This is a genomic window from Cryobacterium sp. TMS1-13-1 (genome assembly GCF_004403125.1).
Taxonomy (GTDB): Bacteria; Actinomycetota; Actinomycetes; order Actinomycetales; family Microbacteriaceae; genus Cryobacterium; species Cryobacterium levicorallinum.
This window is the reverse complement of sequence record NZ_SOGX01000017.1, coordinates 13,856-36,315: the sequence shown is the minus strand read 5'-3', so window position 1 is coordinate 36,315 and position 22,460 is coordinate 13,856. Positions and strand designations below refer to the sequence as shown.

At 63.6% G+C, this 22,460-nt stretch carries 21 protein-coding genes; 3 read left to right on the top strand and 18 right to left on the bottom strand.

From position 1 onward, the window contains the following. Positions 1 to 70: 70 nt before the first annotated feature. The 3 genes from E3T31_RS15040 to E3T31_RS15030 form a co-directional block, all read right to left on the bottom strand. A complete protein-coding gene (locus E3T31_RS15040; protein WP_134469873.1) occupies positions 71 to 2,035 on the bottom strand; it encodes an ABC transporter ATP-binding protein in 1,965 nt (654 codons plus the stop codon). Beyond that, complete coding sequence (locus E3T31_RS15035) at positions 2,032 to 3,765, bottom strand: ABC transporter ATP-binding protein (protein WP_134469871.1); 1,734 nt, start codon at positions 3,763 to 3,765, stop codon at positions 2,032 to 2,034. Before E3T31_RS15035 ends, E3T31_RS15040 begins: the two co-directional genes overlap by 4 nt. Positions 3,766 to 3,933: 168 nt before the next feature. Continuing rightward, on the bottom strand, positions 3,934 to 4,896 hold the full coding sequence (locus E3T31_RS15030) for an aldo/keto reductase (protein WP_134469869.1): 963 nt from the start codon (positions 4,894 to 4,896) through the stop codon (positions 3,934 to 3,936). A 134-nt stretch (positions 4,897 to 5,030) separates the two neighbouring features. On the opposite strand from E3T31_RS15030, the gene E3T31_RS15025 reads away from it, so the two are divergent. Then, on the top strand, positions 5,031 to 5,528 hold the full coding sequence (locus E3T31_RS15025) for a methylated-DNA--[protein]-cysteine S-methyltransferase (protein WP_134469867.1): 498 nt from the start codon (positions 5,031 to 5,033) through the stop codon (positions 5,526 to 5,528). A 26-nt stretch (positions 5,529 to 5,554) separates the two neighbouring features. Here the strand turns inward: E3T31_RS15025 and E3T31_RS15020 are convergent, their stop codons facing one another. The 13 genes from E3T31_RS15020 to prmC all read right to left on the bottom strand — a co-directional run bounded on the left by E3T31_RS15020 (position 5,555) and on the right by prmC (position 17,061). Then, positions 5,555 to 6,370: a YaaA family protein gene (locus E3T31_RS15020; RefSeq protein WP_134469865.1), complete on the bottom strand. Its 816-nt coding sequence runs from the start codon at positions 6,368 to 6,370 to the stop codon at positions 5,555 to 5,557. 13 nt (positions 6,371 to 6,383) lie between these two features. Then, positions 6,384 to 6,647, bottom strand: coding sequence for a F0F1 ATP synthase subunit epsilon (locus E3T31_RS15015; RefSeq protein WP_134469863.1), 264 nt, complete (start codon positions 6,645 to 6,647; stop codon positions 6,384 to 6,386). A gap of 2 nt (positions 6,648 to 6,649) precedes the next feature. Beyond that, complete coding sequence (gene atpD, locus E3T31_RS15010; RefSeq protein ID WP_092448745.1) at positions 6,650 to 8,113, bottom strand: F0F1 ATP synthase subunit beta; 1,464 nt, start codon at positions 8,111 to 8,113, stop codon at positions 6,650 to 6,652. Positions 8,114 to 8,130: 17 nt separating this feature from the next. After that, positions 8,131 to 9,033: a F0F1 ATP synthase subunit gamma gene (locus E3T31_RS15005; protein WP_134469861.1), complete on the bottom strand. Its 903-nt coding sequence runs from the start codon at positions 9,031 to 9,033 to the stop codon at positions 8,131 to 8,133. Positions 9,034 to 9,093: 60 nt separating this feature from the next. Continuing rightward, positions 9,094 to 10,731 (bottom strand): F0F1 ATP synthase subunit alpha, encoded by a 1,638-nt coding sequence (atpA, locus tag E3T31_RS15000; RefSeq protein ID WP_134469859.1) that lies wholly within the window; start codon positions 10,729 to 10,731, stop codon positions 9,094 to 9,096. 113 nt (positions 10,732 to 10,844) lie between these two features. Continuing rightward, positions 10,845 to 11,642, bottom strand: a complete 798-nt coding sequence (locus E3T31_RS14995) for a F0F1 ATP synthase subunit delta (protein WP_134469857.1) — start codon at positions 11,640 to 11,642, stop codon at positions 10,845 to 10,847. A gap of 3 nt (positions 11,643 to 11,645) precedes the next feature. Continuing rightward, entirely contained in the window at positions 11,646 to 12,206 is a 561-nt protein-coding gene (locus E3T31_RS14990) for a F0F1 ATP synthase subunit B (RefSeq protein ID WP_092448970.1), read from the bottom strand. A gap of 29 nt (positions 12,207 to 12,235) precedes the next feature. Further along, on the bottom strand, positions 12,236 to 12,472 hold the full coding sequence (gene atpE, locus E3T31_RS14985) for an ATP synthase F0 subunit C (protein WP_092448748.1): 237 nt from the start codon (positions 12,470 to 12,472) through the stop codon (positions 12,236 to 12,238). A 53-nt stretch (positions 12,473 to 12,525) separates the two neighbouring features. After that, on the bottom strand, positions 12,526 to 13,314 hold the full coding sequence (gene atpB / locus E3T31_RS14980; protein ID WP_233195466.1) for a F0F1 ATP synthase subunit A: 789 nt from the start codon (positions 13,312 to 13,314) through the stop codon (positions 12,526 to 12,528). Between the two features lie 195 nt (positions 13,315 to 13,509). Beyond that, positions 13,510 to 13,986, bottom strand: a complete 477-nt coding sequence (locus E3T31_RS14975) for a hypothetical protein (RefSeq protein ID WP_134469855.1) — start codon at positions 13,984 to 13,986, stop codon at positions 13,510 to 13,512. Then, positions 13,983 to 15,266 carry an MraY family glycosyltransferase gene (locus E3T31_RS14970; protein ID WP_134469853.1) on the bottom strand — a complete coding sequence of 428 codons (1,284 nt, stop codon included), beginning with the start codon at positions 15,264 to 15,266 and terminating at the stop codon, positions 13,983 to 13,985. The genes E3T31_RS14975 and E3T31_RS14970 overlap by 4 nt, the downstream gene beginning before the upstream one ends. A 3-nt stretch (positions 15,267 to 15,269) precedes the next feature. Further along, a complete protein-coding gene (locus E3T31_RS14965) occupies positions 15,270 to 16,106 on the bottom strand; it encodes an L-threonylcarbamoyladenylate synthase (RefSeq protein WP_134469851.1) in 837 nt (278 codons plus the stop codon). 70 nt (positions 16,107 to 16,176) lie between these two features. Continuing rightward, a complete protein-coding gene (prmC, locus tag E3T31_RS14960; RefSeq protein ID WP_134469849.1) occupies positions 16,177 to 17,061 on the bottom strand; it encodes a peptide chain release factor N(5)-glutamine methyltransferase in 885 nt (294 codons plus the stop codon). Positions 17,062 to 17,151: 90 nt separating this feature from the next. On the opposite strand from prmC, the gene cysK reads away from it, so the two are divergent. Together cysK and epsC are read left to right on the top strand one after the other, a co-directional pair. Continuing rightward, complete coding sequence (cysK, locus tag E3T31_RS14955; protein ID WP_134469847.1) at positions 17,152 to 18,102, top strand: cysteine synthase A; 951 nt, start codon at positions 17,152 to 17,154, stop codon at positions 18,100 to 18,102. Between the two features lie 33 nt (positions 18,103 to 18,135). Continuing rightward, positions 18,136 to 18,738, top strand: coding sequence for a serine O-acetyltransferase EpsC (epsC, locus tag E3T31_RS14950; RefSeq protein ID WP_134469845.1), 603 nt, complete (start codon positions 18,136 to 18,138; stop codon positions 18,736 to 18,738). Between the two features lie 90 nt (positions 18,739 to 18,828). Here epsC and prfA read toward each other — a convergent pair whose 3' ends face one another. Together prfA and rho are read right to left on the bottom strand one after the other, a co-directional pair. Continuing rightward, positions 18,829 to 19,908 carry a peptide chain release factor 1 gene (gene prfA / locus E3T31_RS14945; RefSeq protein WP_092448756.1) on the bottom strand — a complete coding sequence of 360 codons (1,080 nt, stop codon included), beginning with the start codon at positions 19,906 to 19,908 and terminating at the stop codon, positions 18,829 to 18,831. Beyond that, positions 19,908 to 22,373, bottom strand: coding sequence for a transcription termination factor Rho (gene rho, locus E3T31_RS14940; protein ID WP_134469843.1), 2,466 nt, complete (start codon positions 22,371 to 22,373; stop codon positions 19,908 to 19,910). The genes prfA and rho overlap by 1 nt, the downstream gene beginning before the upstream one ends. Positions 22,374 to 22,460: the final 87 nt, after the last annotated feature.

Below are 22,460 nucleotides of genomic sequence, written 5' to 3'. Positions count from 1 at the left end.
GTAAACCCGACACTACCGACCGCGTATCTGGGGATCACCTCGGCGGCAGGCTCCCTGTGGAGGAGACGCTCTAAACCTCGTCGGCGACCGGGGCCGCGAACTGCGCCGCATACAGCGCCTGGTAGGCACCGTTCGCGGCGAGCAACTGCACATGGTTGCCCTGCTCCACGATGCGGCCAGACTCCATCACGAGAATCAGGTCGGCGTCGCGAATAGTCGATAGCCTGTGCGCGATGACAAAGCTTGTGCGTTCGGCCCGCAACGCGCTCATCGCCTTCTGCACGAGCACCTCGGTGCGGGTGTCGACCGAGCTCGTCGCCTCGTCGAGGATAAGAACGCTCGGCTTGGCCAGGAACGCCCGGGCAATGGTGAGCAGCTGCATCTCCCCCGCGCTCACGTTGCCTCCCTCGTCGTCGAGCACGGTGTCATATCCGTCCGGAAGCGAGTGCACGAACCGGTCCACGTAGGTGGCTGTGGCGGCAGCGAGAATGTCTTGCTCCGTCGCATCCGGTCGGCCGTAGGCGATATTGTCGCGGATGGTGCCGCCGAACAACCAGGTGTCCTGCAGCACCATTCCCATACGGCTGCGCAGGTCGTGCCGGGTCATGGTCGCCACGTCAACGCCGTCGAGCAGGATGCGCCCGGAATCAATCTCGTAGAACCGCATCATGAGGTTCACGAGGGTGGTCTTGCCGGCCCCGGTCGGGCCGACGATCGCGATGGTCTGCCCGGGTTCGGCGACGAGGCTGAGCTCTTCGATCAGCGGCTTCTCGGCGCTATAACGGAACGACACGTTCTCGAAGACCAACCGGCCGTGCGCTTCAGTCGGCGTCTGCGCCAAGTCCGGGTCTTCGCTCTGCTCCTCGGCATCGAGCAGGTCGAAGACCCGTTCAGCGGATGCGACGCCCGACTGCAGCAGGTTGGCCATCGACCCGAGCTGCGCGAGCGGCTGGGTGAACTGGCGGGAGTATTGAATGAACGCCTGCACGTCACCGAGCTGCATGGCACCGGAGGCGACCTGCAGGCCGCCGACGACCGCGATGGCGACGTAGACGAGGTTGCCGATGAAGGTCATCGCCGGCATAATCAGGCCGCTGATGAACTGCGCGCCGAAGCTGGCCTCATAGAGTTCGTCGTTCTTGGCCTTGAACCGGGCGTCGACTTCCTTCTGCCGGCCGAACACCTTGACCAGGGCATGGCCGGTGAAGGTCTCCTCAATCTGACCGTTCAGCTCCCCGGTGTTCGCCCACTGGGCCACGAACAGCTTCTGTGAACGCTTGGCGATGAAAGCGGTGATCACGAGGGTCAGCGGCACGGTGACGAGCGCGATCAGGGCGAGCAGTGGCGACAGGATGAGCATCATCACGATGACGCCGATCACGGTGAGCAGGCTCGTGACTACCTGGCTGAGCGACTGCTGCAGGCTCTGCGAGATATTGTCGACGTCGTTGGTGACCCGGCTGAGCAGTTCACCGCGCGGCTTCTTATCGAAGTAGCTCAGCGGCAGGCGATTGATTTTCGCCTCGATCTCTTCGCGCAGCCGGTAGACGGTGCGCTGCACGACTCCGTTGAGTACGTAGGCCTGCATCCAGCTGAACACGCTCGAGAGTACGTAGAGCGCGAGCGCCCAGAACAGCACGGTAGAAAGCATGGCGAAGTCGATTCCGAGCCCCGGCGTGAGCGTCATGCTGCTGAGCATGTCGGCCTGCGCGCTGTCACCGGATGCCCGCAGCCCCGCGATCACGTCGGCCTGACTGCTGCCGCTCGGCAGCAATTTCGACACCACGCCGGAGAAGATCAGGTTGGTGCCCTCGCCGAGCAGGCGCGGCCCAAGCACCGAGAACGTCACGCTGATCACCGAGAGGGCGAACACGAGCACGAGCAACAGGCGTTCCGGCCGCAGCTTGCCGAGCAGCCGTTTGCCCGAGGCCGTGAAATTCAGGGATTTCTCGGCCGGCAGATTCATCCCCCCGAAGGGCCCACCGCCGCGCTGCGGGCGCGGAGCCGGCTTGTCGTCAGGGTGCGTCTCGCTCATGCTGCTTCCTCCGCGGTGAGCTGGGATGACACAATTTCCTGGTAGGTCGCATTGGACTCGAGCAGCTGCTCGTGGGTTCCGCGGCCGACGATCCGGCCGTCTTCCAGCACCAGGATCTGGTCGGCGTCGATGATGCTCGACACCCGCTGGGCGACGATGACCATGGTGGCGCCATTGGCGCTCTGTTTGAGCGCGAGCCGCAGCCGGGCATCCGTCGCGAGGTCGAGGGCCGAGAACGAGTCGTCGAAAATGTACAGCTCCGGCTGTTTCACCAGGGCGCGGGCAATCGCGAGGCGCTGGCGCTGCCCACCCGACACATTGGTGCCGCCCTGGGTAATCTTCGCATCAAGCCCGCCCTCCATTTCAGTGACGAAATCCCGGGCCTGGGCGATGGTGAGCGCCTGCCAGAGTTCCTCTTGCGTCGCATCTGGTTTGCCGTAGAGCAAGTTGCTGCGCACAGTGCCGGAGAACAGGTAGGGCTTTTGCGGTACGAGACCGATATTGCCCCAGAGCAGGTCGGGGTTCAACTCGCGCACATTCACGCCGTCCACCAGAACGGAACCGCTTGTGGCGTCGAACAGTCGCGGCAACAGGTTCACTAGGGTGGTTTTGCCACTCCCCGTACTGCCGATGATCGCCGTGGTCTCGCCGTGGCGAGCGATGAAGCTCACGTTGCGCAGCACCGGTTGTTCGGCGCCGGGATAGGCGAAGCCCACGTCGAGCAGTTCGAGCTCGCCGTGGCCGACGGTCACGTTCACCGGGTTTGCCGGCGGCACGACACTCGACGCGGTGGCCAGCACCTCGCCGATGCGGTCGGCCGAGACGGCGGCCCGCGGAATCATCACGGCCATGAACGTGGCCATCATGACCGCCATCAGAATCTGCATGAGGTAGCTGAGGAAGGCAATCAGTGTGCCGACCTGCATCGAACCGTCTTCGATGCGGAACGCGCCGAACCAGATCACGGCGACGCTCGACACGTTGAGCACGAGCATAACGATGGGAAACATGAGCGCCATCAGCCGGCCCGAGCCCAGGGCCACGTCGGTGACGTCCTGGTTAGCCTTGGCGAACCGGGAAATCTCTTGCGTCTCACGAACAAACGCGCGCACAACACGGATGCCGGTGAGCTGTTCCCGCAGCACCCGGTTGACGGTGTCGATGCGAGTCTGCATCTTGCGAAACAGGGGAACCATTCGTACGACGATGAGACCAACCGCGATGAGCAGTATCGGCACGCTCACCGCGATCAGCCAGGACAGCTGCACATCCTGGCGGATCGCCATGATCACGCCGCCAATGCTGAGGATGGGCGCGGAGACGAGCAGTGTGCAGGTGGTGAGCACGAGCATCTGCACCTGCTGCACGTCATTGGTGGAGCGGGTGATCAGCGACGGAGCGCCGAACCGGGTGACCTCCTGCTCGGAGAACTCCCCCACCCGGCTGAAGACCGCCCCGCGCAGGTCACGACCGACCTTCATCGCCACCTTGGCACCGAAGTACACGGCGACGATCGCGCACCCGATCTGGGCGAGCGTGATGAGCAACATCAGCCCGCCCACACGCAGAATGTAGCCGGTGTCGCCGGTGGCGACGCCCTCGTCGATGATGTCGGCGTTTAGAGTGGGCAGAAAAAGGGAAGCGATCGACTGGGCCAGTTGAAAGACGATCACCCCGGTGAGCAGTTGCCAGTACGGCCGCAGAAAACTCACGAGCAAGGACCAAAGCACGAAACTCTCCTACTGAACCGTCTAGATGCGTGAATAGGCGCCGCCCAGACCGAGGGGTCGGCGCAGATACCTCTGATGCCATAGTGCACTCTTTACGACACGTCCTCGACCGAAATATTGCGCCCTACGCAAAAATCGCCGACTTCGGCACAACTTCACATCAGACGTTCAGGCAAAGAGGTCCGAAATGTAGGCCACCTCGTCGGCGCTCGGCTCCCACGCGGTCGCCGCGCTGGCATTTTGACGGATCTGTTCAGGCTTGGTCGCGCCGGCAATCACACTCGTCAGCCCGGGCTGGGCGAGCAGCCAGGCGAACGTCGCCGCCAACATATTAACGCCACGCGCGTCGCACCACTCCTGGTACTGCTCGATCACGTCCCAGGGAGCATCGTCAGCGAGGTGGCGCCGGATCATCATGATGCGACTGTCAGCTGGCCCACCCGCGCGGGAGAACTTGCCCGTGAACAGTCCGTTATAGAGGGGGAAGAACGGGAGAAAGCCCAGGCCGTAAGCGTTCACGGCCGGAAGGACATCCTCTTCGACATCGCGCACCAGCAGGCTGTACTCGTTCTGGCTCGAGATGAATTTGGGATGCCCGTTCATTTGCGCGGTGAACTCCGCCTCCGCGATCTGCCAGCCGGCCAGATTGGAGTGGCCGATGTAGCGAATCTTGCCCTCGGTGATGAGATCATCGAGCGTGGACAGCGTTTCCTCGATCGGTGTCAATGGATCGGCGACGTGCAGCTGATACAGGTCGATCCAGTCGGTCTGCAGACGTCGAAGCGATGCCTCAACGGCCAAACGGATGTACCGGCGCGAGCCGCGCGCGCCCCAGTCCGGACCGTTCAACCCGCCCATGTCCATGCCGAACTTGGACGCGAGCACAATCTGGTCGCGTTTGCCGCGCAGCGAGTGACCCATCAGGGTCTCGCTCAGCCCTCGCTCGGCACCATAGATGTCTGCCGTGTCGAAGAGCGTCACCCCGGCCTCGAATGCCGCATCAATGACGGCGGTCGTGCCGTCCTGTCCCTCCGACGCCGTACCGCTGCGGCCGAAGTTGTTGCAACCCAGTCCGATCGTTGAAACGGTCAGTCCGGAGGAGCCAAGTCTGCGATATTCAATCTGAGCCATCCCTTTAGACTAGGACCGTTCGGCCGGCTCGGGGCAAACCGACCGTCTCCTGCACAGCCGCACCGTTGCGGGCGTTCGGCACCGATGTCCGAAACCCGCGAGTACGCTCATTTGGGTGCGGCTACAGTCGAAATATGACCACCATGCCTCCCGCGCTCCTTCGCTTGCCGAGCCCCCTCGGGCGGCTTGAGCTCACCGCCGATGATGACGGCATCCTCTCGCTCTCGATCGAAACCGACGGTCACCTTCCGCTCGAGGAATCCGCCGAGAACCCCTCCCCGGTACTGCGACGGGCGGCCAAGCAGCTGGACGAGTATTTTGCGGGGACCCGACACTCGTTCGACCTTCCGGTGCACCTGACCCGCGGCACCGAATTTCAACGCAGCGTGTGGGCTCGCCTTTCAACTCTGGGCTTCGGCGAGGTCATCGCGTACGGTGCGCTCGGCACTGACATCGGGCGCGCCGCATCGGGCCGCGCCATCGGTGGAGCTGTCGGCGCCAACCCAGTGCCGATCATCATCGGCTGCCACCGCGTGCTCGCGACCACGGGGCGAATCACCGGTTACAGTGCCGGTCAGGGCATCCCCACCAAGGCCTGGCTGCTCGACCACGAGGGCATCGTGCACCACTAGTCTGCTTCCGAAGACGCGTCTGCGTGCTACCGGGCCGTGTAGATCGTCGACTTCGCCGGCTGGCCCTTGCTGGCCAGATGCTGCTCGACGAGAAGCTGAAGTTCACCGGGCGCACCGGGTGCCAGCCTGATACCGACCGATCGGGCCCAGTCGATCAGGTCGGCAACGGTCCCGAAGTTGTGCCCGTTGTCGATCAGGGCCCGCGTGAATTCCCCCTTGGACTTCTTGTTGAAGTGATTGAGAGCGCGTCTCTGGCCGTCGCCGCTGTCGGCGACAACCCGCAGGTAGATCGAGTTCGGGCGCACCGGCCGGGCGCCCAGGGCGACATAGGCCTCCGAGCGCAAATCAAGCAACAGGCCCTCGGTTCGGCCGAGGAGCTTCTGCACGTCGGCGGCCCAATGTTGTTTGAGCGAATGCTTGTTCAAGGTCAGATCCGGTACCCGGGAGTCATGCGACAGCCGGTAGGCCGGAATCGGGTCCAGTGCCGCGAGCGGCCCGAGCAGCGCGGAATGCACGACGAGGTGGGCCTGCGCGAACTCGCGCTGCGGGACCGTCAGGGTGGCAACATCCAACCCATCGAAGAGCACCCCGGTATAACGGTCAATGACTGGCATGGTCGGCGACCGCAGAAGCTCACGGTTGCGGTCCAGTTCGAACAACTGGGTGCGACCGAGTTTCAGGGCGGCCATCGCCGCTTCCGGGTGCCGCGACAGGCTCACCAGCGCCCGGGCGAGGGATCGGCGCTTGACGCTGAGGGCCGGGTAAGCCAGGAGCGACCAGTCCAAGGGTACAGCTTCGCCGCCGGAGCGTTTCGTCTCCGACGGCGGTAGCAGTATGAGCAAAGGTGTTCCGTTGTTAGACGAGTTCAGCCTTGCGAGCCACGACGGTCACAATGTCGTTGTCGACGGACAGAAAGCCGTCTTCAGCCTTCGCGACGACCTTGGAACCATCGGCCAGGGTGAGGCGAACATCGCCTGCGGCCAGAATCGCCAACATCGGTTCGTGACCGGCAAGAATACCGATCTCGCCCTCGACGGTCTTGGCGACAACCATCGTCGCTTCGCCGGTCCAGACCTGTTGGTCGGCCGACACAACGCTGACGGACAGCGACTTTGCCATGCTTAGTCGTTCTCTTTCTGAATCTGAGCCCACTTCTCTTCGACGTCGTTGATGCCACCGACGTTGAAGAATGCCTGCTCGGCGACGTGGTCGAAGTCACCGTTGGCGATCGCCGTGAACGACTCGATGGTGTCCTTCAGCGGAACCGTGGAGCCCTCAACACCGGTGAACTTCTTCGCCATGTAGGTGTTCTGGGAAAGGAACTGCTGAATACGACGGGCACGGGAAACCGTGACCTTGTCTTCTTCAGACAGCTCGTCAACACCGAGGATCGCGATGATCTCCTGGAGTTCCTTGTTCTTCTGCAGAATGGCCTTCACGCGAACGGCCGTGTTGTAGTGATCGGCACCCAAGTAGCGGGGGTCGAGGATACGGCTGGTCGAGGTGAGCGGGTCGACGGCCGGGTAGAGGCCCTTCGACGCGATTTCACGCGACAGCTCGGTCGTGGCGTCGAGGTGGGCGAACGTGGTCGCCGGAGCCGGGTCGGTGTAGTCGTCGGCAGGAACGTAGATCGCCTGAAGGGAGGTGATCGAGTGGCCACGCGTCGACGTGATGCGCTCCTGCAGGATGCCCATTTCGTCGGCGAGGTTCGGCTGGTAGCCCACCGCGGACGGCATACGGCCAAGCAGCGTGGAGACCTCTGAACCGGCCTGCGTGAAGCGGAAGATGTTGTCGATGAAGAGCAACACGTCCTGCTTCTCGACATCGCGGAAGTACTCCGCCATGGTGAGGGCAGACAGCGCGACGCGCAGACGCGTTCCCGGCGGCTCGTCCATCTGGCCGAAGACCAGTGCGGTCTTGTCGAAGACGCCGGCTTCTTCCATCTCGGCGATGAGGTCGTTGCCCTCACGGGTACGCTCACCGACTCCGGCGAATACCGAAACTCCACCGTGGTCCTGCGCAACGCGCTGGATCATTTCCTGGATCAGAACGGTCTTACCGACACCGGCACCACCGAACAGGCCGATCTTTCCACCGAGAACATACGGCGTCAGAAGGTCAATGACCTTGATGCCGGTCTCGAACAGCTGAGTCTTCGACTCGAGCTGGTCGAAGGGCGGCGGCTTGCGGTGGATGGGCCAGCGCTCCGTGATCTCGATCTTCTCGCCCGGCTTGGCGTTCAGCACATCGCCGATGACGTTGAAGACCTTGCCCTTGGTGACGTTTCCGACCGGAACCGTGATGGGGCTGCCGGTATCGCGCACTTCCTGGCCGCGGACAAGTCCGTCGGTCGGGTTGAGTGCGATGGCACGAACCAGGTCGTCGCCGAGGTGCAGAGCAACCTCGAGGGTGATCTCGTTCGACTCGTCGCCGATGGTGATCGTGGTCTTCAGGGCGTTGTAGATGCCGGGGATCGAGTCATGCGGAAACTCGATGTCGACAACAGGGCCCGTGACACGGGCGATGCGGCCAACAGAGCCGGCCGTATCCTCCGCGCGGACTGGCGCGGTTGCGGTGTCAGTCATTGCTCTCTCTTCTCTGGTTACTTCTTGGCGGATGAGAGCGCATCGGCTCCACCCACGATCTCGGAAATCTGCTGGGTGATCTCGGACTGCCGCGCGTTGTTCGACAACCGCGTGTAGTCCGTGATCAGCTTGTCGGCGTTGTCGCTGGCCGACTTCATCGCTTTCTGACGGCTCGCGTGCTCGGAAGCCGCCGACTGCAACATGGCGTTGAACAGACGACTCTCGATGTACACCGGGAGGAGGCTGTCCAGAACCGTTTCCACGTCGGGTTCGAACTCGTAGAGCGGAAGAACCGTGCTGTTGCCCGGTTCTTCCACACCCTCGACGACCTCGAGCGGAAGCAGTCGAACGACCTCGGGAACCTGGGTAACCATGCTCACGAAGCGGTTGTAGACGATGTGAATCTCATCGACGCCGCCATCGGAGTAGTCCGTGAGGAACGACTCGAGCAAGGCCTCGCCAATTTCCTTGGCCGTTTCGAACTGCGGCTGATCGGTGCCGCCGGTCCAGACTCGCTCAGACGCGCGGCCCCGAAACGTGAAGTAGGCGATGGCCTTACGGCCGACCAGGAAGTAGACGATGTCTTTGCCCTGGCCGCGCAGCAGCTCACTGAGCGACTCCGCTTCACGCAGAACCTGCGAGCTGAACGCGCCGGCCAGGCCACGGTCGGAGGCGAAGATAACGACCGCTGCGCGCTCGATCTTCTCCGGCTCCGTTGTGAGCACGTGCTCGACGTTCGAGTACGTGGCCACGGCCGAGACGGCACGAGTCACTGCACGCGAGTACGGGGTTGACGCAGCGACTCGCGCCTGCGCTTTCTGGATGCGCGAGGCGGAGATCAGCTCCATGGCCCGAGTGATCTTCTTGGTCGTCTGGGCAGACTTGATCTTCTGCCGGTAGACGCGAAGTTGCGCTCCCATGTGTCTGCTTCCTTGTCTTTCAGTTTAATGAGATCAGTGGCACCGCAAGTCGAAAAGCGACTAGCGGCGGTGCTTGACGATCTTTTCCTGGTTGACGTCTTCGGCGGCAATGGCCTCAAACTTCTCTTTGCCAACCGAGGCGAGCGGCTTGCCCTCGCCGGTCTGGAACTCGAGCTTGAACTTGTCGACACCCTTGCTCAGAGCGGCAACGGTCTCGTCGGAGAGAACGTTGGTCTCGCGCAGGTTCTTCAGGATCTCGGTGTTGCGACCGAGGAAGTCGAGCAGCTCACGCTCGAAACGCAGAACGTCGGGAACCGGAACCTCGTCGAGCTTGCCGTTGATGCCGGCCCAGATTGAGACAACCTGGTCCTCAACGGGGTACGGCGAGTACTGCGGCTGACGCAGAAGTTCGGTCAGACGCGCACCGCGAGCGAGCTGACGACGGCTGGCCGCGTCGAGGTCGGAGGCGAACATCGCGAAGGCTTCGAGCGAGCGGTACTGAGCCAGCTCAAGCTTGAGCGTTCCCGACACCTTCTTGATCGACTTGACCTGCGCGTCGCCACCGACGCGGGAGACCGAGATACCCACGTCAACAGCAGGACGCTGGTTGGCGTTGAACAGGTCGGACTGCAGAAAGATCTGGCCGTCGGTGATCGAGATCACGTTGGTCGGAATGTAGGCGGCAACGTCGTTGGCCTTGGTCTCGATGATCGGAAGACCGGTCATCGAACCGGCGCCGAGGGCGTCAGACAGCTTGGCACAACGCTCGAGCAGACGGGAGTGCAGGTAGAACACGTCTCCGGGGTACGCTTCGCGTCCCGGCGGGCGACGCAGCAGCAGCGAAACGGCACGGTAGGCCTCGGCCTGCTTGGACAGGTCGTCGAAGACGATGAGAACGTGCTTGCCGGCGTACATCCAGTGCTGGCCGATGGCCGAACCGGTGTACGGGGCGAGGTACTTGAAGCCAGCCGGGTCGGAAGCGGGGGCGGCGACGATGGTGGTGTACTCCATCGCTCCGGCATCCTCGAGCGCACCCTTCACCGAAGCGATGGTGGAGCCCTTCTGTCCGATGGCGACGTAGATACAACGAACCTGCTTGTTCGTGTCACCGGACTCCCAGTTGGCCTTCTGGTTGATGATGGTGTCGATCGCGATCGCGGTCTTGCCAGTCTGGCGGTCACCGATAATGAGCTGACGCTGGCCGCGGCCGATCGGAATCATGGCGTCGATGGCCTTGATACCGGTCTGCATCGGCTCATGCACGCTCTTACGGTGCATGACACCGGGAGCCTGCAGCTCGAGGGCACGACGGGCCTCGCTGACAATCTCGCCGAGACCATCGATCGGCGCGCCGAGCGGGTCGACGACGCGACCGAGGAAGGCGTCACCGACGGGAACGGAGAGAACCTCGCCGGTGCGGTGCACCTCCATGCCCTCAACAACGCTGGCGAACTCGCCGAGGACGACGACGCCGATCTCATCTTCATCGAGGTTCTGGGCCAGGCCCAGGGTACCGTCGGCGAATTTGATGAGCTCGTTGGCCATCACGCCGGGCAAGCCCTCAACGTGGGCGATACCGTCACCGGCCGTGGTGACGTAGCCGACCTCGGTCGTCGATGTCTTGTTCGGCTCATAGGACTTCACGAAGTCCTGGAGAGCGCCACGGATCTCATCGGGGCTGATCGTTAGTTCTGCCATCATCTTCCCTTTTCTGTACGGCTGTACAGGTTCTGTCTGTTCAAGACGCTGCCGCCCTGAATCTGGTACTGCGTGGTTTACGGTGCTGCCGGTTTTGCCGAACTGCGCAAAAATCAGCTGGCGAGCTGGAGTCTCAAATCGGCCAGGCGGGTTGCAATGCTGCCGTCGATAACCAGATCGCCGATCTGTACGCGTACTCCCCCGACCAGAGCCGGGTCAACGACCTGATTGATGGTGAGTGCACGCCCATGGCGTTCCTGGAGGCTCTTGCGCAGACGGTCGAGCTGGGCGGGCGTCAAAACGCTCGCCGAAGTGATGGTGGCAATCGACGTTCCGGCCTGGTCGGCGACAACGGATGCCGCCTGCCGCAGCAATTCGCCGATGCGACGGCCGCGAGGCTGCTGCACCAGGTGGCGAACAATTGCGAGCGTCTGACCGGACACCTTGCCGGCCAGGAGCTTTTCAACCAGGGCGGCTTTGGCGTCGATCTTGCCAAGCTTGCTGGCCAGGGCCAGTTCGAGCTCGGCGTCAGAGGAGACGGTCTTGCCGAAGGAGAACAGTTCGCCCTCGATCGACGTTTCGGCCGAAACAGACAGGGCGGATGCCCGAAGCCCCAGTTCTTCGATCCCGGCGAGCAGGTCGTCGTGGCTGGACCAACGTTCGGCAACGGCTGCGGCGAGCAGATCCAGCGCCCGAGGCGTCACGCTCGCACCGAAGACGGCACGAACGAGGGTGACCTTGGCCGCAGCATCCGCTGATGCATCGCCAAGCGCCGACAGGAGCTGCGACGACGAACCGATCACTCGACCGGCGCCGAAGAGGCTTTCGCCCGTCGCCAGATCAGTCGTGCTGCCGGGGACGGACAGTGCCGCCCTCGATGTGGCGAGTGCTTCTCTCGTGGCGCTTCCCATTGGTTAGATCTTTCCTGCTACTGGCGCTTCGCTGGCTTCAAGTTCGGCCAGGAAACGATCGACAATGGCGCTGGCCTTGGCGTCGTCGGACAGGCTTTCCCCAATGACACCCGAGGCGAGGTCAATGGCGAGTGTGCCGACCTCACTGCGCAGGGAGACAACGGCGGCCTGGCGTTCGGCTTCGATCTGCGTCTTGGCACTGGCCGCGATGCGGCCGGCTTCGGCCGTGGCCGCTTCCTTGTGCTCAGCGACAATGCGCTGGCCATCGGTGCGGGCCTGGTCACGAATCTGACCGGCTTCGGCGCGAGCTTCAGCGAGCTGAGCCGTGTACTGCACGAGTGCAGCTTCGGCCTTGCGCTGGGCGTCGTCGGCTTTGGCGATGTTGCCTTCAATGGCTTCTGCACGATCGTCAAGAAGCTTCTGCATCTTGGGGAGCACAAGCTTCCAGAAGAAGAACAAAATCACGACAAAGCAGACCGCCGACCAAATGATGTCGTACGGCTCCGGGATGAGCGGGTTTGGCGCCGCTTCTTCCGTCGCGGCTGCAATTACTGCGTGAAGCATCATGCCTCCTAACTAAGTAGTGAAGAGGACTAGTTCGTGAAGATGAAGTAGGTCGCGATGCCGATGAAGGCGAGCGCCTCGGTGAAGGCGATACCGATGTACATCAGCACCTGCAGGCGGCCGGCCAGTTCAGGCTGACGTGCGACACCCTCAATGGTCTTGCCAACGACGATACCTACACCGATTGCCGGGCCGATGGCTGCGAGGCCATAACCGACGGTCGCGATGTTTCCGCTGATTTCCGCGAGAACGGTTGTTGCGTCCACGTGTGTTTCCTTCCGTAGTGGTGAATGCGGCGATCGCCGGATTCGTAAAGTGTCTAGTGTTCCTCAGCCAGCGCGAGCTGGATGTAGACGGCGGTGAGTAGGGCAAAAATGTAAGCCTGGAGGACGGCGATCAGCACTTCGAACAGCGTGAAGGCGAAGCCGAAGACGAGGGTGCCAGCACCGAAGAGCTTGAAACCACCATCGGCAGTGAAGAAGAAAAAATGCGTGGCGCTGAAGAACAGCACAAGCAGAAGGTGTCCGACGATCATGTTCATCATCAGTCGGAGAGTCAGAGTGACCGGCCGCACCAGGAACGTCGAGATAAATTCGATCGGCGTCACGATGATGTACAGGGCCGGCGGAACTCCGGGCGGGAAGAGCGAGTTACGGAAGAACTTGCCCGGGCTCTTCTTGATGCCGGCGTAGATGAAGGTTCCGTACGAAATGACACCGAGCAGCAGCGGAACCCCGATCACCGACGTACCGGCGATATTGAGGAACGGGATGATGCCCGTGATGTTCATGAACAACACCATGAAGAAGATGGTCGTCAGAAGCGGCAGAAAACGCTTGCCGTCTTTCTTACCGAGCAGGTCTTCGGCGATATTGACGCGAACGAAGTCGAGTCCCATTTCGGCCAGGCTCTGGCCGCGGGTCGGAATGATCTTCATGCGACGCGTACCAAGCCAGAACACCAGCATCAGAACCGCAACCGCGAGGAAGCGAATCAGGATGATGCGGTTAATCTCGAACGGAGTATCGGCAAAGAAGATTACATCGGGGAAGAACTCATTGATGGAGGGACCGTGGAATTCACCGTCGTCGGTGGCAGACGGGACCATCAGGTTTACGGCGATTTTTAGCAGCGCTTTCTCCTGTTTCGGGGCGGTGAGCTCTGCTCGCGCATCGACGAATATGGGCAGGTTCACTACGCTGTAAAGCATGTGCAAACCGGGGTTGGATCAGTGTTTACTCTAGCAAAGATCAGGCGCTGAGCCGAATCGAGAGCGGGATGGGTCGAGGCTTGGGTGCCAAGGTCAGTCGTCGATGGGTGCCGGGGGCAACGTGACGTCACTCGTATAGGGCATTCGACTCTTCATCACCACGACCGCATCGACCACGAGGGAGCCGATCACTCCGGCAATGATGCAGAAGAACAGCACCATCGGCTGGATCCAGGCGCGGTCCTGCAGCAGCACCAAAAGCACCAGGAAGACGACGAATTTGAGCAGCCAGCCCCCCATGATGATGCCAAAGAATCCACCGATGGCGGATTCGTTTCCGGCCACGCGGTTGGCCAGGAGAATACTGCCGGCCGTGATCCCCATGAAGGCGACCGACATAGCCGTTCCGATCAGAGCGCTCAGCACCCCGGTACCGCCGTCGACGACAAAGCCGACAATGGATCCGACCACCGCGATGGCCACGGCGACGTAGACGCCGTAGAGCAGGATGCGACGCAGCACGGGGATCGAGGTGGGCTGGGTGGGGGCGGGCGTGTTGGTGCTGGTCATGCGTTCTCCTCGGCAGGCGTCGCCGCGGGGGCGGTCGCTCGTGTCGTTGCGGGGTCTGATAGTACGGGTGTGTCTGTGGTGTCCTGGCCCGCGACGTCGAGCGGGTCGAGCTGATTCAGAACGACCACCGGCAGCGCCGCCGACTGGCTGGCCCATTCGCCGGTCTTGCGGCGACCGAGCGGGGCGAGGGTGACGATGGTGCAGATCAGGAGCGAGGTCACCAGGAAGATGGTGGCGTAGCCGGTGGGAAGACCGAGGTAAACCGGCAGGATGTAGTAGAGCAGGCATCCGATGGATGCTGCTGCTGTCCACCCATAGAAGATCAGCACGGCATGCAGGTGGGAATGTCCCATATCGAGCAAGCGGTGGTGCAGGTGTTTTCGGTCGGCACTGAAGGGTGACTTGCCCGCGTGTACCCGGCGGAGGACGGCGAGCCCGAAGTCCAGCAGCGGGATGATCATGATCGCCAGGGGCAGCAAGAGGGGAATAAAGGCCGGGAACAGCTGCGAACGGTTGAGGGAGGTCAGGTCGATCTGCCCGGTTATGGCTATCGCGCTCGTGGCCATGAGCAGGCCTACCAGGAGCGCACCGGCGTCGCCCATGAACATCTTCGCTGGATGCCAGTTCAACGGCAGGAACCCCACACAGGCGCCGACCAGGATGGCAGCAATCAGCGAGGCGAGGTTGAAGTAGTTGGTCGGCGAGGTGTCACGCACGAGCAGGTAGCTGTACAGAAAGAACACGCCGTTGGCGATGAGGGCGACGCCGGTGACGAGACCGTCGAGGCCATCGATGAAGTTGATCATGTTCATGACAACGACGATGGCGACGACCGTGACGACGATCGACGTCCAGCCGCTCCAGACCGTCAGCCCGCCGATCGGCAGGGAGTAGATCTGCACGCCCTGCCAGGCCACGAGCCCGGCGGCGATGAATTGGCCGGCGAGTTTCGTCATCCAGTCGAGGTCCCAGATGTCGTCGGCCACCCCGACCAGCACGATCAGCAGCGCTGCGCCGAGGATCGCGAGGATCTGCTGCGGGTCGGCAAAGACCAGGCGAAGCGGTGCGAATGCCCCGGCTGTGAGGTAGGCGATACCGAATGCGACCAGGATGCCGAGGAACATGGCGATTCCGCCGAGGCGCGGCGTCGGGCGGGTGTGCACGTCACGTTCCCGAATCTTCGGGTAGAGACGGTACTTGTGGCTGAGCTTGTAGACGACGATCGACAGCGCGAAGGTGACGATCGCCGAAACGAGCGCGAGCAGAATGAATACTGTCATGGGCTACCGGCTGGTATCCGTATCGTCCTGGGAGGGTGCGGAGAGTGTGGGTGCCGCATCCGTTTCGCCTGCATCGGCGGGATCGACCGCTGCGTCGGGTGCCGCTGTGTCGGGTGCCGCCTCCGGGGCCAGCAGTTCGCCGATGACGTCGGAGATCGCGTCTCGGGAGATGACCCCGGAGCGCACGATGTGCAGCAGACCGCCATTAGTCTCAAAGCCGGTCGCGTCGACGATGGTCGAGGAGCCCTCACCAGCCAGTCCGAAGGCGCTTTCATAGGTGTTGCCGGCCGTGCCGCCGTCGAGATAGACCTCAACGCTTTCGCCGAGGGCGGCCTCGGCGGAAAGCGCGTCGAGGGCGGCGGGCGCGCCGCTGAGGTTCGCGCTCGACACCGCGAGCGGGCCGGTTGCATCGAGCAAGTCGAGCGCGACCTGGTTGCTCGGCATGCGCAGGGCGACGGTGCCGCGGGTTTCGCCGAGATCCCAGACCAGCGACGGCTGGGCATGGACGATGACGGTCAATCCGCCCGGCCAGAACGCCGCGACCAGATCGCGTACGGGCTGCGGTACGTCGACGGCGAGGGCATCGAGGGTGCTGACGGCGGGAATCAGCACGGGCGGCGGCGACTGGCGCCCGCGCCCCTTCGCGTCCAGAAGCAGCTGTACGGCTTCGGCATTGAACGCGTCGGCGGCCACCCCGTAGACGGTGTCGGTGGGGATGACGACGAGGGCCCCGCGGCCGATCGCCGAGCGCGCCAGTGCAATGGCCGTCTGATATTTCGATTGGCTCGTGTCGGACTCGCCCGTGTCCGAGTCGCTCGTGCAGTCGTAGATACGTGTCATTTCCGGCAATTCTAACCCAGCGCGGTTGTGAGAAGCGGATTCCACGACCACCGGTTGCGTCGCGCGTCGCTCAGGGGTGCAACGCCGTGGTCGCCCGGTCGCGACTCGTGTAGTCACGGTGGGTGGCCGGGGCGCGCCAGCCGTCCGCGGCCAGCAGATCCCGGATAGCCGCTCCCTGCAGTTCCCCGTGTTCGATCACGAGCACACCGCCCGGTCGCAGCAGGCGCAGGCCGGTCGCCGATACGCTTCGCACCACGTCGAGGCCGTCCGGACCACCGAACAGGGCGTGGGCCGGATCGAACAGGCGCACCTCGGGGTCGCGGGGAATCGCATCCGCTGGAATGTACGGGGGATTGGAAATGACGACGGCGACCGTACCGTTGAGTTCGACGAAGGCGTCGGCGAGGTCACCGAAGGTGAGGGTGGCATTGGGGGCAGCGACCTCGGCGAAGTTGCGCGAGGTCCACGGGTACGCTTCCGCCGAGTTCTCGACGGCGAAGATACGGGCGTGCGGCACCTCGGTGGCCAGGGCCAGGGCGATGGCGCCACTGCCGGTGCCGAGGTCCACACCGATCGGCTCCGCGTCGGGCATCGATCGCAGCGCGTCGATGGCGAACTGGGCGACCTGCTCGGTTTCGGGGCGAGGCACGAAGACACCCGGTCCAACGTTGAGGGCCAGCGCCCGGAAGGGGGCGCGCCCTGTTATGTGTTGCAGGGGCTCGCGGGCGCTGCGGCGGGCCAGCAGGAGGTCGATGGCGGCTGCATCCGCTTTGCTGACGGGTTTAGCCAGGATGCTGGCGGCCTGCACTTCGCCGCGGCTTTGACCGAGCACGTGGCCGATCAGCAGGTCGGCGTCGACCTCCGGGTCGGTGATTCCGGCGGCGCCGAGCCGGGCAATCGCCTGGTTTCTCAGGGAGGTGACGGTGGGGGGCAGGGCAGAATCTGAAGAAGGCACGTAGTGAAATGTAACGCACCCGGCCGTTAGTGGCCGAGGGCCATAGGGTGGAGAAGGCCCTACACACCATATTTTGCCGAAGATCACCGAATGAAAGTTGCTCACGTGCCCAAGATCTATTCCGACATCACCGAAGCCGTCGGTGGGACCCCCCTCGTCAAGCTGAATCGTCTGACCGAAGGCCTCGGCGCCACCGTGCTCGCCAAGCTCGAGTTCTACAACCCCTCCAGCAGCGTGAAGGACCGCATCGGCGTCGCCATCATCAACGCGGCCGAGAAGGATGGTTCGCTCAAGCCGGGCGGCACCATCGTTGAAGCGACCAGCGGCAACACGGGCATCGCCCTCGCCATGGTCGGCGCAGCCCGTGGCTACACCGTCATTCTGGCCATGCCGGAGACGATGAGCAAGGAACGTCGCGTCATGATGCGCGCTTACGGCGCCGAGATCGTGCTGACCTCCGGTGCCGACGGCATGCGCGGCGCGGTCGAGAAGGCCGCCGAAATCGTTGCCAACACCCCGGGCGCCGTTCTGGCCAGCCAGTTCACGAACCCGGCCAACCCGGCCATCCACCGTGCGACGACCGGCGTTGAAATCTGGAACGACACCGAGGGCACCGTCGACATTCTCGTCGCGGGTATCGGTACCGGCGGCACCATTTCCGGCACTGGCGGCTACCTCAAGGAGCAGAAACCGGGCCTCAAGGTCGTTGGTGTTGAGCCGATTGACTCTCCCATTCTCTCCGGCGGCAAGCCCGGCCCGCACAAGATTCAGGGCCTCGGTGCGAACTTCGTGCCGGAAACTCTGGACCGTCAGGTCTACGACTCGATCACCGATGTGACCCTGGCCGACTCGCTCGCCACGGCACGCAAGCTCGGCACCGATGAGGGCATCCTCGGCGGCATCTCCGGTGGCGCTGCCGTCTGGGCCGCGCTCGAGCAGGCGAAACTGCCCGAGAACGCGGGCAAGACCATCGTCGTCATCGTTCCCGGCTTCGGCGAACGGTACATCTCAACCGTGCTGTACGAAGACCTGCTCGACTAAGCCGTCAGCCCCTCCATGAATCCCCCAGAGTCAGTGAGCGTTTTCGGGCGCCTGCGCGAAGACATCGCGACGGCGCGCACCCACGACCCGGCCGCGCGCAGCAACACCGAGGTCTTCCTTGCCTACAGTGGGCTGCACGCGGTCTGGTCGTATCGGATCGCGAACCGTCTGTGGCGGCGTGGACTGCACCTGCTGGCCCGCCTGCTGTCTCAGGTGACCCGGTTTCTGACCGGAATTGAGATTCACCCGGGGGCAACCATCGGGCGTCGCCTGTTCATTGACCACGGCATGGGTGTCGTGATCGGTGAAACGGCGGTGCTCGGGAACGATGTGATGCTATACCACGCGGTGACGCTGGGCGGCAAGAGCCGGCACGGGCATTCGCGCGGCGTGCGGCGGCATCCGTTTCTCGACGACGGAGTCACCGTGGGAGCTGGCGCCAAGGTCCTCGGCCCGATCACCATCGGTGCCTGGAGCACGATCGGCTCGAACGCGGTCGTGACCAAAGATGCCCCGCCGCGGTCGCTGCTCGTGGGGGTGCCGGCGACGATACGCCCGCAGACCCCCGNCCCGCAGACCCCCGCGACGGTCGAGTCCGCCCGCGGAGGCACCCTGGAGCCCGAGTACTACCTTTAGAATACGACCGGGCCCGGGCCCGGAAAGTAGGCCCATGTTCTATCGTGGGCCCGCTTTCCGGGCCCGGGCCCGGTTAGGTTAATGCGGGTGCTACTCGGGGTCGCCGAGCTCGGCCAGGCGGGTTTCCTCGTCGGCGTGGATGCAGGAGTCGATCACGGGGCCGAGGGCTCCGTTCATGACGGCGTCGAGGTTGTAGGCCTTGTAGCCCGTGCGGTGATCGGCGATGCGGTTCTCCGGAAAGTTGTACGTGCGGATGCGCTCGGAGCGATCCATGGTGCGAATCTGCCCCTTGCGCACGAGCGAGGCCGCCGCGTCGATTTCTTCCTGCTGACGCGCCAGAACCCGGGCCCGCAGCACGCGCATCCCGGCTTCCTTGTTCTGCAGCTGCGACTTCTCGTTCTGCATGGCCACCACGATTCCGGTCGGAAGGTGGGTGATGCGCACGGCGGAGTCGGTGGTGTTGACCGACTGGCCACCGGGACCGCTCGAACGATACACGTCGATCTTGAGGTCGTTCGGGTGCAGCTCGACCTCTTCGGGCTCGTCAACCTCGGGGAAGACCAGCACGCCGGCCGCCGACGTGTGAATGCGTCCCTGCGACTCGGTCGCCGGCACGCGCTGCACGCGGTGCACGCCGCCCTCGTACTTCAGGTGCGCCCAGACACCCTCGGCGGGGTCGCTCGAATTGCCCTTGATGGCGAGCTGGATGTCTTTGATGCCGCCAAGATCGCTCGAAGTCTGCTCGATGATCTCGGTTTTCCAGCGATTGGACTCGGCGTAGTGCAGGTACATGCGCAGCAGATCGGCGGCGAACAGCGCCGATTCGGCACCGCCCTCCCCCATCTTGATCTCCATGATCACGTCGCGGGCGTCGAGTTCGTCGCGCGGAATCAGCAGGCGTCGCAGCTTCTCAGCCGTAACATCAAGCTGTTCCACCAAATCCGGAATCTCTTCGGCGAAGGCAGCGTCTTCGTCAGCGAGTTCACGAGCAGCTTCGAGGTTATCTTCAACCGCTTTCCACTCGTGGTACGCCGCGATGATGCGACTCAACTCGGCATAGCGCCGGTTGACCTTCTTCGAACGGGCCGGATTCGCGTGCAGCTCCGGATCCGCCAACTGCGACTGCAGGTCATCGTGCTCGGCCAGCAGCGTGAGGACGGATTCGAACATTACTTATCCTTGTCTGACCCGTTCAGGGTCGGCATCGACTTCTGAACCTGCATGAGGAATTCCACGTTCGAGGAGGTCTCCTTGAGACGGCCGAGGATGAGTTCGAGCGCCTGCTGCTGCTCGAGCCCGGCGAGGGCGCGACGCAGCTTCCAGGTGACCTTGACTTCATCCGCGTTCATCAGCATTTCTTCGCGGCGGGTGCCCGACGCGTTCACGTCGACGGCGGGGAAGATGCGCTTGTCGGCCAGCTGGCGGGACAGGCGCAGTTCCATGTTGCCGGTGCCCTTGAACTCCTCGAAGATGACCTCGTCCATCTTCGAGCCGGTCTCCACGAGCGCGGAGGCGAGAATGGTGAGCGAGCCACCGTTCTCAATATTGCGCGCCGCACCGAAGAAACGCTTCGGCGGATACAAAGCGGATGCGTCGACGCCGCCGGAGAGGATGCGACCGGAGGCCGGGGCCACCAGGTTGTAGGCGCGGCCCAGTCGGGTGATCGAGTCGAGCAGAACGACGACGTCGTGACCCAGCTCGACCAGACGCTTGGCACGCTCGATGGCGAGTTCGGCGACGGTGGTGTGGTCTTCGGCCGGACGGTCGAAGGTGGAGGCGATGACCTCACCCTTAACCGTTCGCTGCATGTCGGTGACCTCCTCTGGACGCTCGTCAACCAGAACGACCATGAGGTGAACCTCAGGGTTGTTGGTGGCGATGGCGTTCGCGATCTGCTGCATGACGATGGTCTTGCCGGCCTTGGGCGGTGCAACGATCAGGCCGCGCTGGCCCTTGCCGATCGGAGCGACGAGGTCGATGATGCGCTGGGTGAGCTTGCCCGGCTCGGTTTCGAGGCGCAGGCGCTCCGTCGGGTACAGCGGCGTGAGCTTGTGGAAGTCGACACGGGCCGCGGCCTCTTCAACGGTCTGACCGTTGATCGAGTCGACCTTGACGATGGCGTTGTACTTCTGTCGGCCGGACTGGTCACCCTCGTGCGGCTGGCGAATGGAGCCGACGACGGCGTCACCCTTGCGCAGGTTGTACTTCTTGACCTGGCCGAGCGAGACGTAGACGTCGCTCGCACCGGGCAGATAGCCGGAGGTGCGCACGAACGCGTAGTTGTCGAGCACGTCCAGGATTCCGGCGACGGGAATGAGTACGTCATCGTCGTTGACCTCGGGCTCGAAGTCATCGCCCTGGTTCGGGCCGCGACGCTTGCGGTCACGGTCACGGTACCGGTTGCGGTTGCCGCGGCCATTCATGTCGTCGTCGAGACGGTCGGGACCCTGGTTGCGATCCTGACCCTGGTTACGGTCCTGACCACGGTCGTTCTGACCCTGATTGCGGTCCTGATTGCGATCCTGGCCCTGATTACGGTCCTGATTGCGATCGGCCTGCGCCTGCGCGCGCTCCTGATTGCGTTCCTGGTTGCGCTCATTGCGCGCCTGACGCTGGCTCTGTGCGCGGGTCAGGCCCTCGTCGTTTGAGCCGTTCTGGTTGCGGTCGTTCTGGTTGTTCTGATCAACCTGGTTACGGTCGGCGCCCTGCGCACGGTCGCCACCGCGGCTACGGCTGCGGCTGCGGCCCTGGCGCGGCGCATTCGTCTCGTTGGAGTCGTCGGTCGATTCGTTTGAGTCGTCTACTGCCACGACCTGCGGGGCCGCTGCGTCGGCGGGCACCTCGACCGGCGCGGCACTGTCGGTGCCAGCATCGGCTGCGGGAACGTTGCGCTGCGACGACGCCCGACGGGACGGACGGCGGGCTGCCGGCGCAGTCTCGGCTGGCGTGCTGTCGGTCGGGGCGCTGTCGGTGGCTGCGCTGTCGGTCGGGGCGCTGTCAGCGGTGTTGATGACGACGGCGGCCGCACCATCGAGGTGAACCGGCGCAACCTGCACGCGCTTGCGCGCCTGGCGAACCGGCTTGTCGGTGACCGGGTCGGTGTTCTCGCCGGTGTTTTCAGAAGCGGATTCCGCAGCATCCGCTGTCGGCGCGCTCGTGGCGGCCGCAGCGCCGCGGGCGTTGCGTGCAATACGAGAGCCGGCGGCCGGAGCGTCGGGGAGGATGATGCCGAATCCGGAGCTGGCGTCGGCATTGACGTGGGATTTGGCGGGAGCGGCGGTGCTGGTGCTGGCACGACGAGGCGCACGCTTACGCGGGGCAGCATCGATGGCTTCGGCGAGGCTCTCGACCGCTGCGGACTCGGCCGGCGACGACTCAACTGCGGGAGCAGTATCGAGGGGAGCAACGGTCAGGGCCGGAGCGGGGTTACTGGCCTGTTCAGTGCTGGTCTGCTCGATATCGGCCTGTTCGGTGCCGGACCGAGCCGTTTGGATTGCGTCCACCAGTTCTCCTTTACGAAGTTTGGACGCGCCGGAGATTCCCAGCTCGAGGGCCAGAGCCTGAAGCTCTGACACGCGAAGGGTACTGAGACGGGGAAGATCCGAGCCAGTGGCGCGGAGGTTGACATCAGTCACGAAGGGGGTTCCTTTCCCCTGCCGAACAAAAATTCAGGCCAGGAGATGTATGCAGCGACGAATGCGCTGCGGGTGATCCAATCCGAC

Excerpts from the sequence above, each read along its gene's own strand:
- E3T31_RS15040 (WP_134469873.1), bottom strand. The coding sequence starts at position 2,035 with ATGAGCGAGACGCACCCTGACGACAAGCCGGCTCCGCGCCCGCAGCGC.
- E3T31_RS15030 (WP_134469869.1), bottom strand. The coding sequence starts at position 4,896 with ATGGCTCAGATTGAATATCGCAGACTTGGCTCCTCCGGACTGACCGTT.
- E3T31_RS15025 (WP_134469867.1), top strand. The coding sequence starts at position 5,031 with ATGACCACCATGCCTCCCGCGCTCCTTCGCTTGCCGAGCCCCCTCGGG.
- E3T31_RS15015 (WP_134469863.1), bottom strand. The coding sequence starts at position 6,647 with ATGGCAAAGTCGCTGTCCGTCAGCGTTGTGTCGGCCGACCAACAGGTC.
- atpD (WP_092448745.1), bottom strand. The coding sequence starts at position 8,113 with ATGACTGACACCGCAACCGCGCCAGTCCGCGCGGAGGATACGGCCGGC.
- E3T31_RS15005 (WP_134469861.1), bottom strand. The coding sequence starts at position 9,033 with ATGGGAGCGCAACTTCGCGTCTACCGGCAGAAGATCAAGTCTGCCCAG.
- atpA (WP_134469859.1), bottom strand. The coding sequence starts at position 10,731 with ATGGCAGAACTAACGATCAGCCCCGATGAGATCCGTGGCGCTCTCCAG.
- E3T31_RS14995 (WP_134469857.1), bottom strand. The coding sequence starts at position 11,642 with ATGGGAAGCGCCACGAGAGAAGCACTCGCCACATCGAGGGCGGCACTG.
- E3T31_RS14990 (WP_092448970.1), bottom strand. The coding sequence starts at position 12,206 with ATGCTTCACGCAGTAATTGCAGCCGCGACGGAAGAAGCGGCGCCAAAC.
- atpB (WP_233195466.1), bottom strand. The coding sequence starts at position 13,314 with ATGGTCCCGTCTGCCACCGACGACGGTGAATTCCACGGTCCCTCCATC.
- E3T31_RS14975 (WP_134469855.1), bottom strand. The coding sequence starts at position 13,986 with ATGACCAGCACCAACACGCCCGCCCCCACCCAGCCCACCTCGATCCCC.
- E3T31_RS14970 (WP_134469853.1), bottom strand. The coding sequence starts at position 15,266 with ATGACAGTATTCATTCTGCTCGCGCTCGTTTCGGCGATCGTCACCTTC.
- E3T31_RS14965 (WP_134469851.1), bottom strand. The coding sequence starts at position 16,106 with ATGACACGTATCTACGACTGCACGAGCGACTCGGACACGGGCGAGTCC.
- cysK (WP_134469847.1), top strand. The coding sequence starts at position 17,152 with ATGAAAGTTGCTCACGTGCCCAAGATCTATTCCGACATCACCGAAGCC.
- prfA (WP_092448756.1), bottom strand. The coding sequence starts at position 19,908 with ATGTTCGAATCCGTCCTCACGCTGCTGGCCGAGCACGATGACCTGCAG.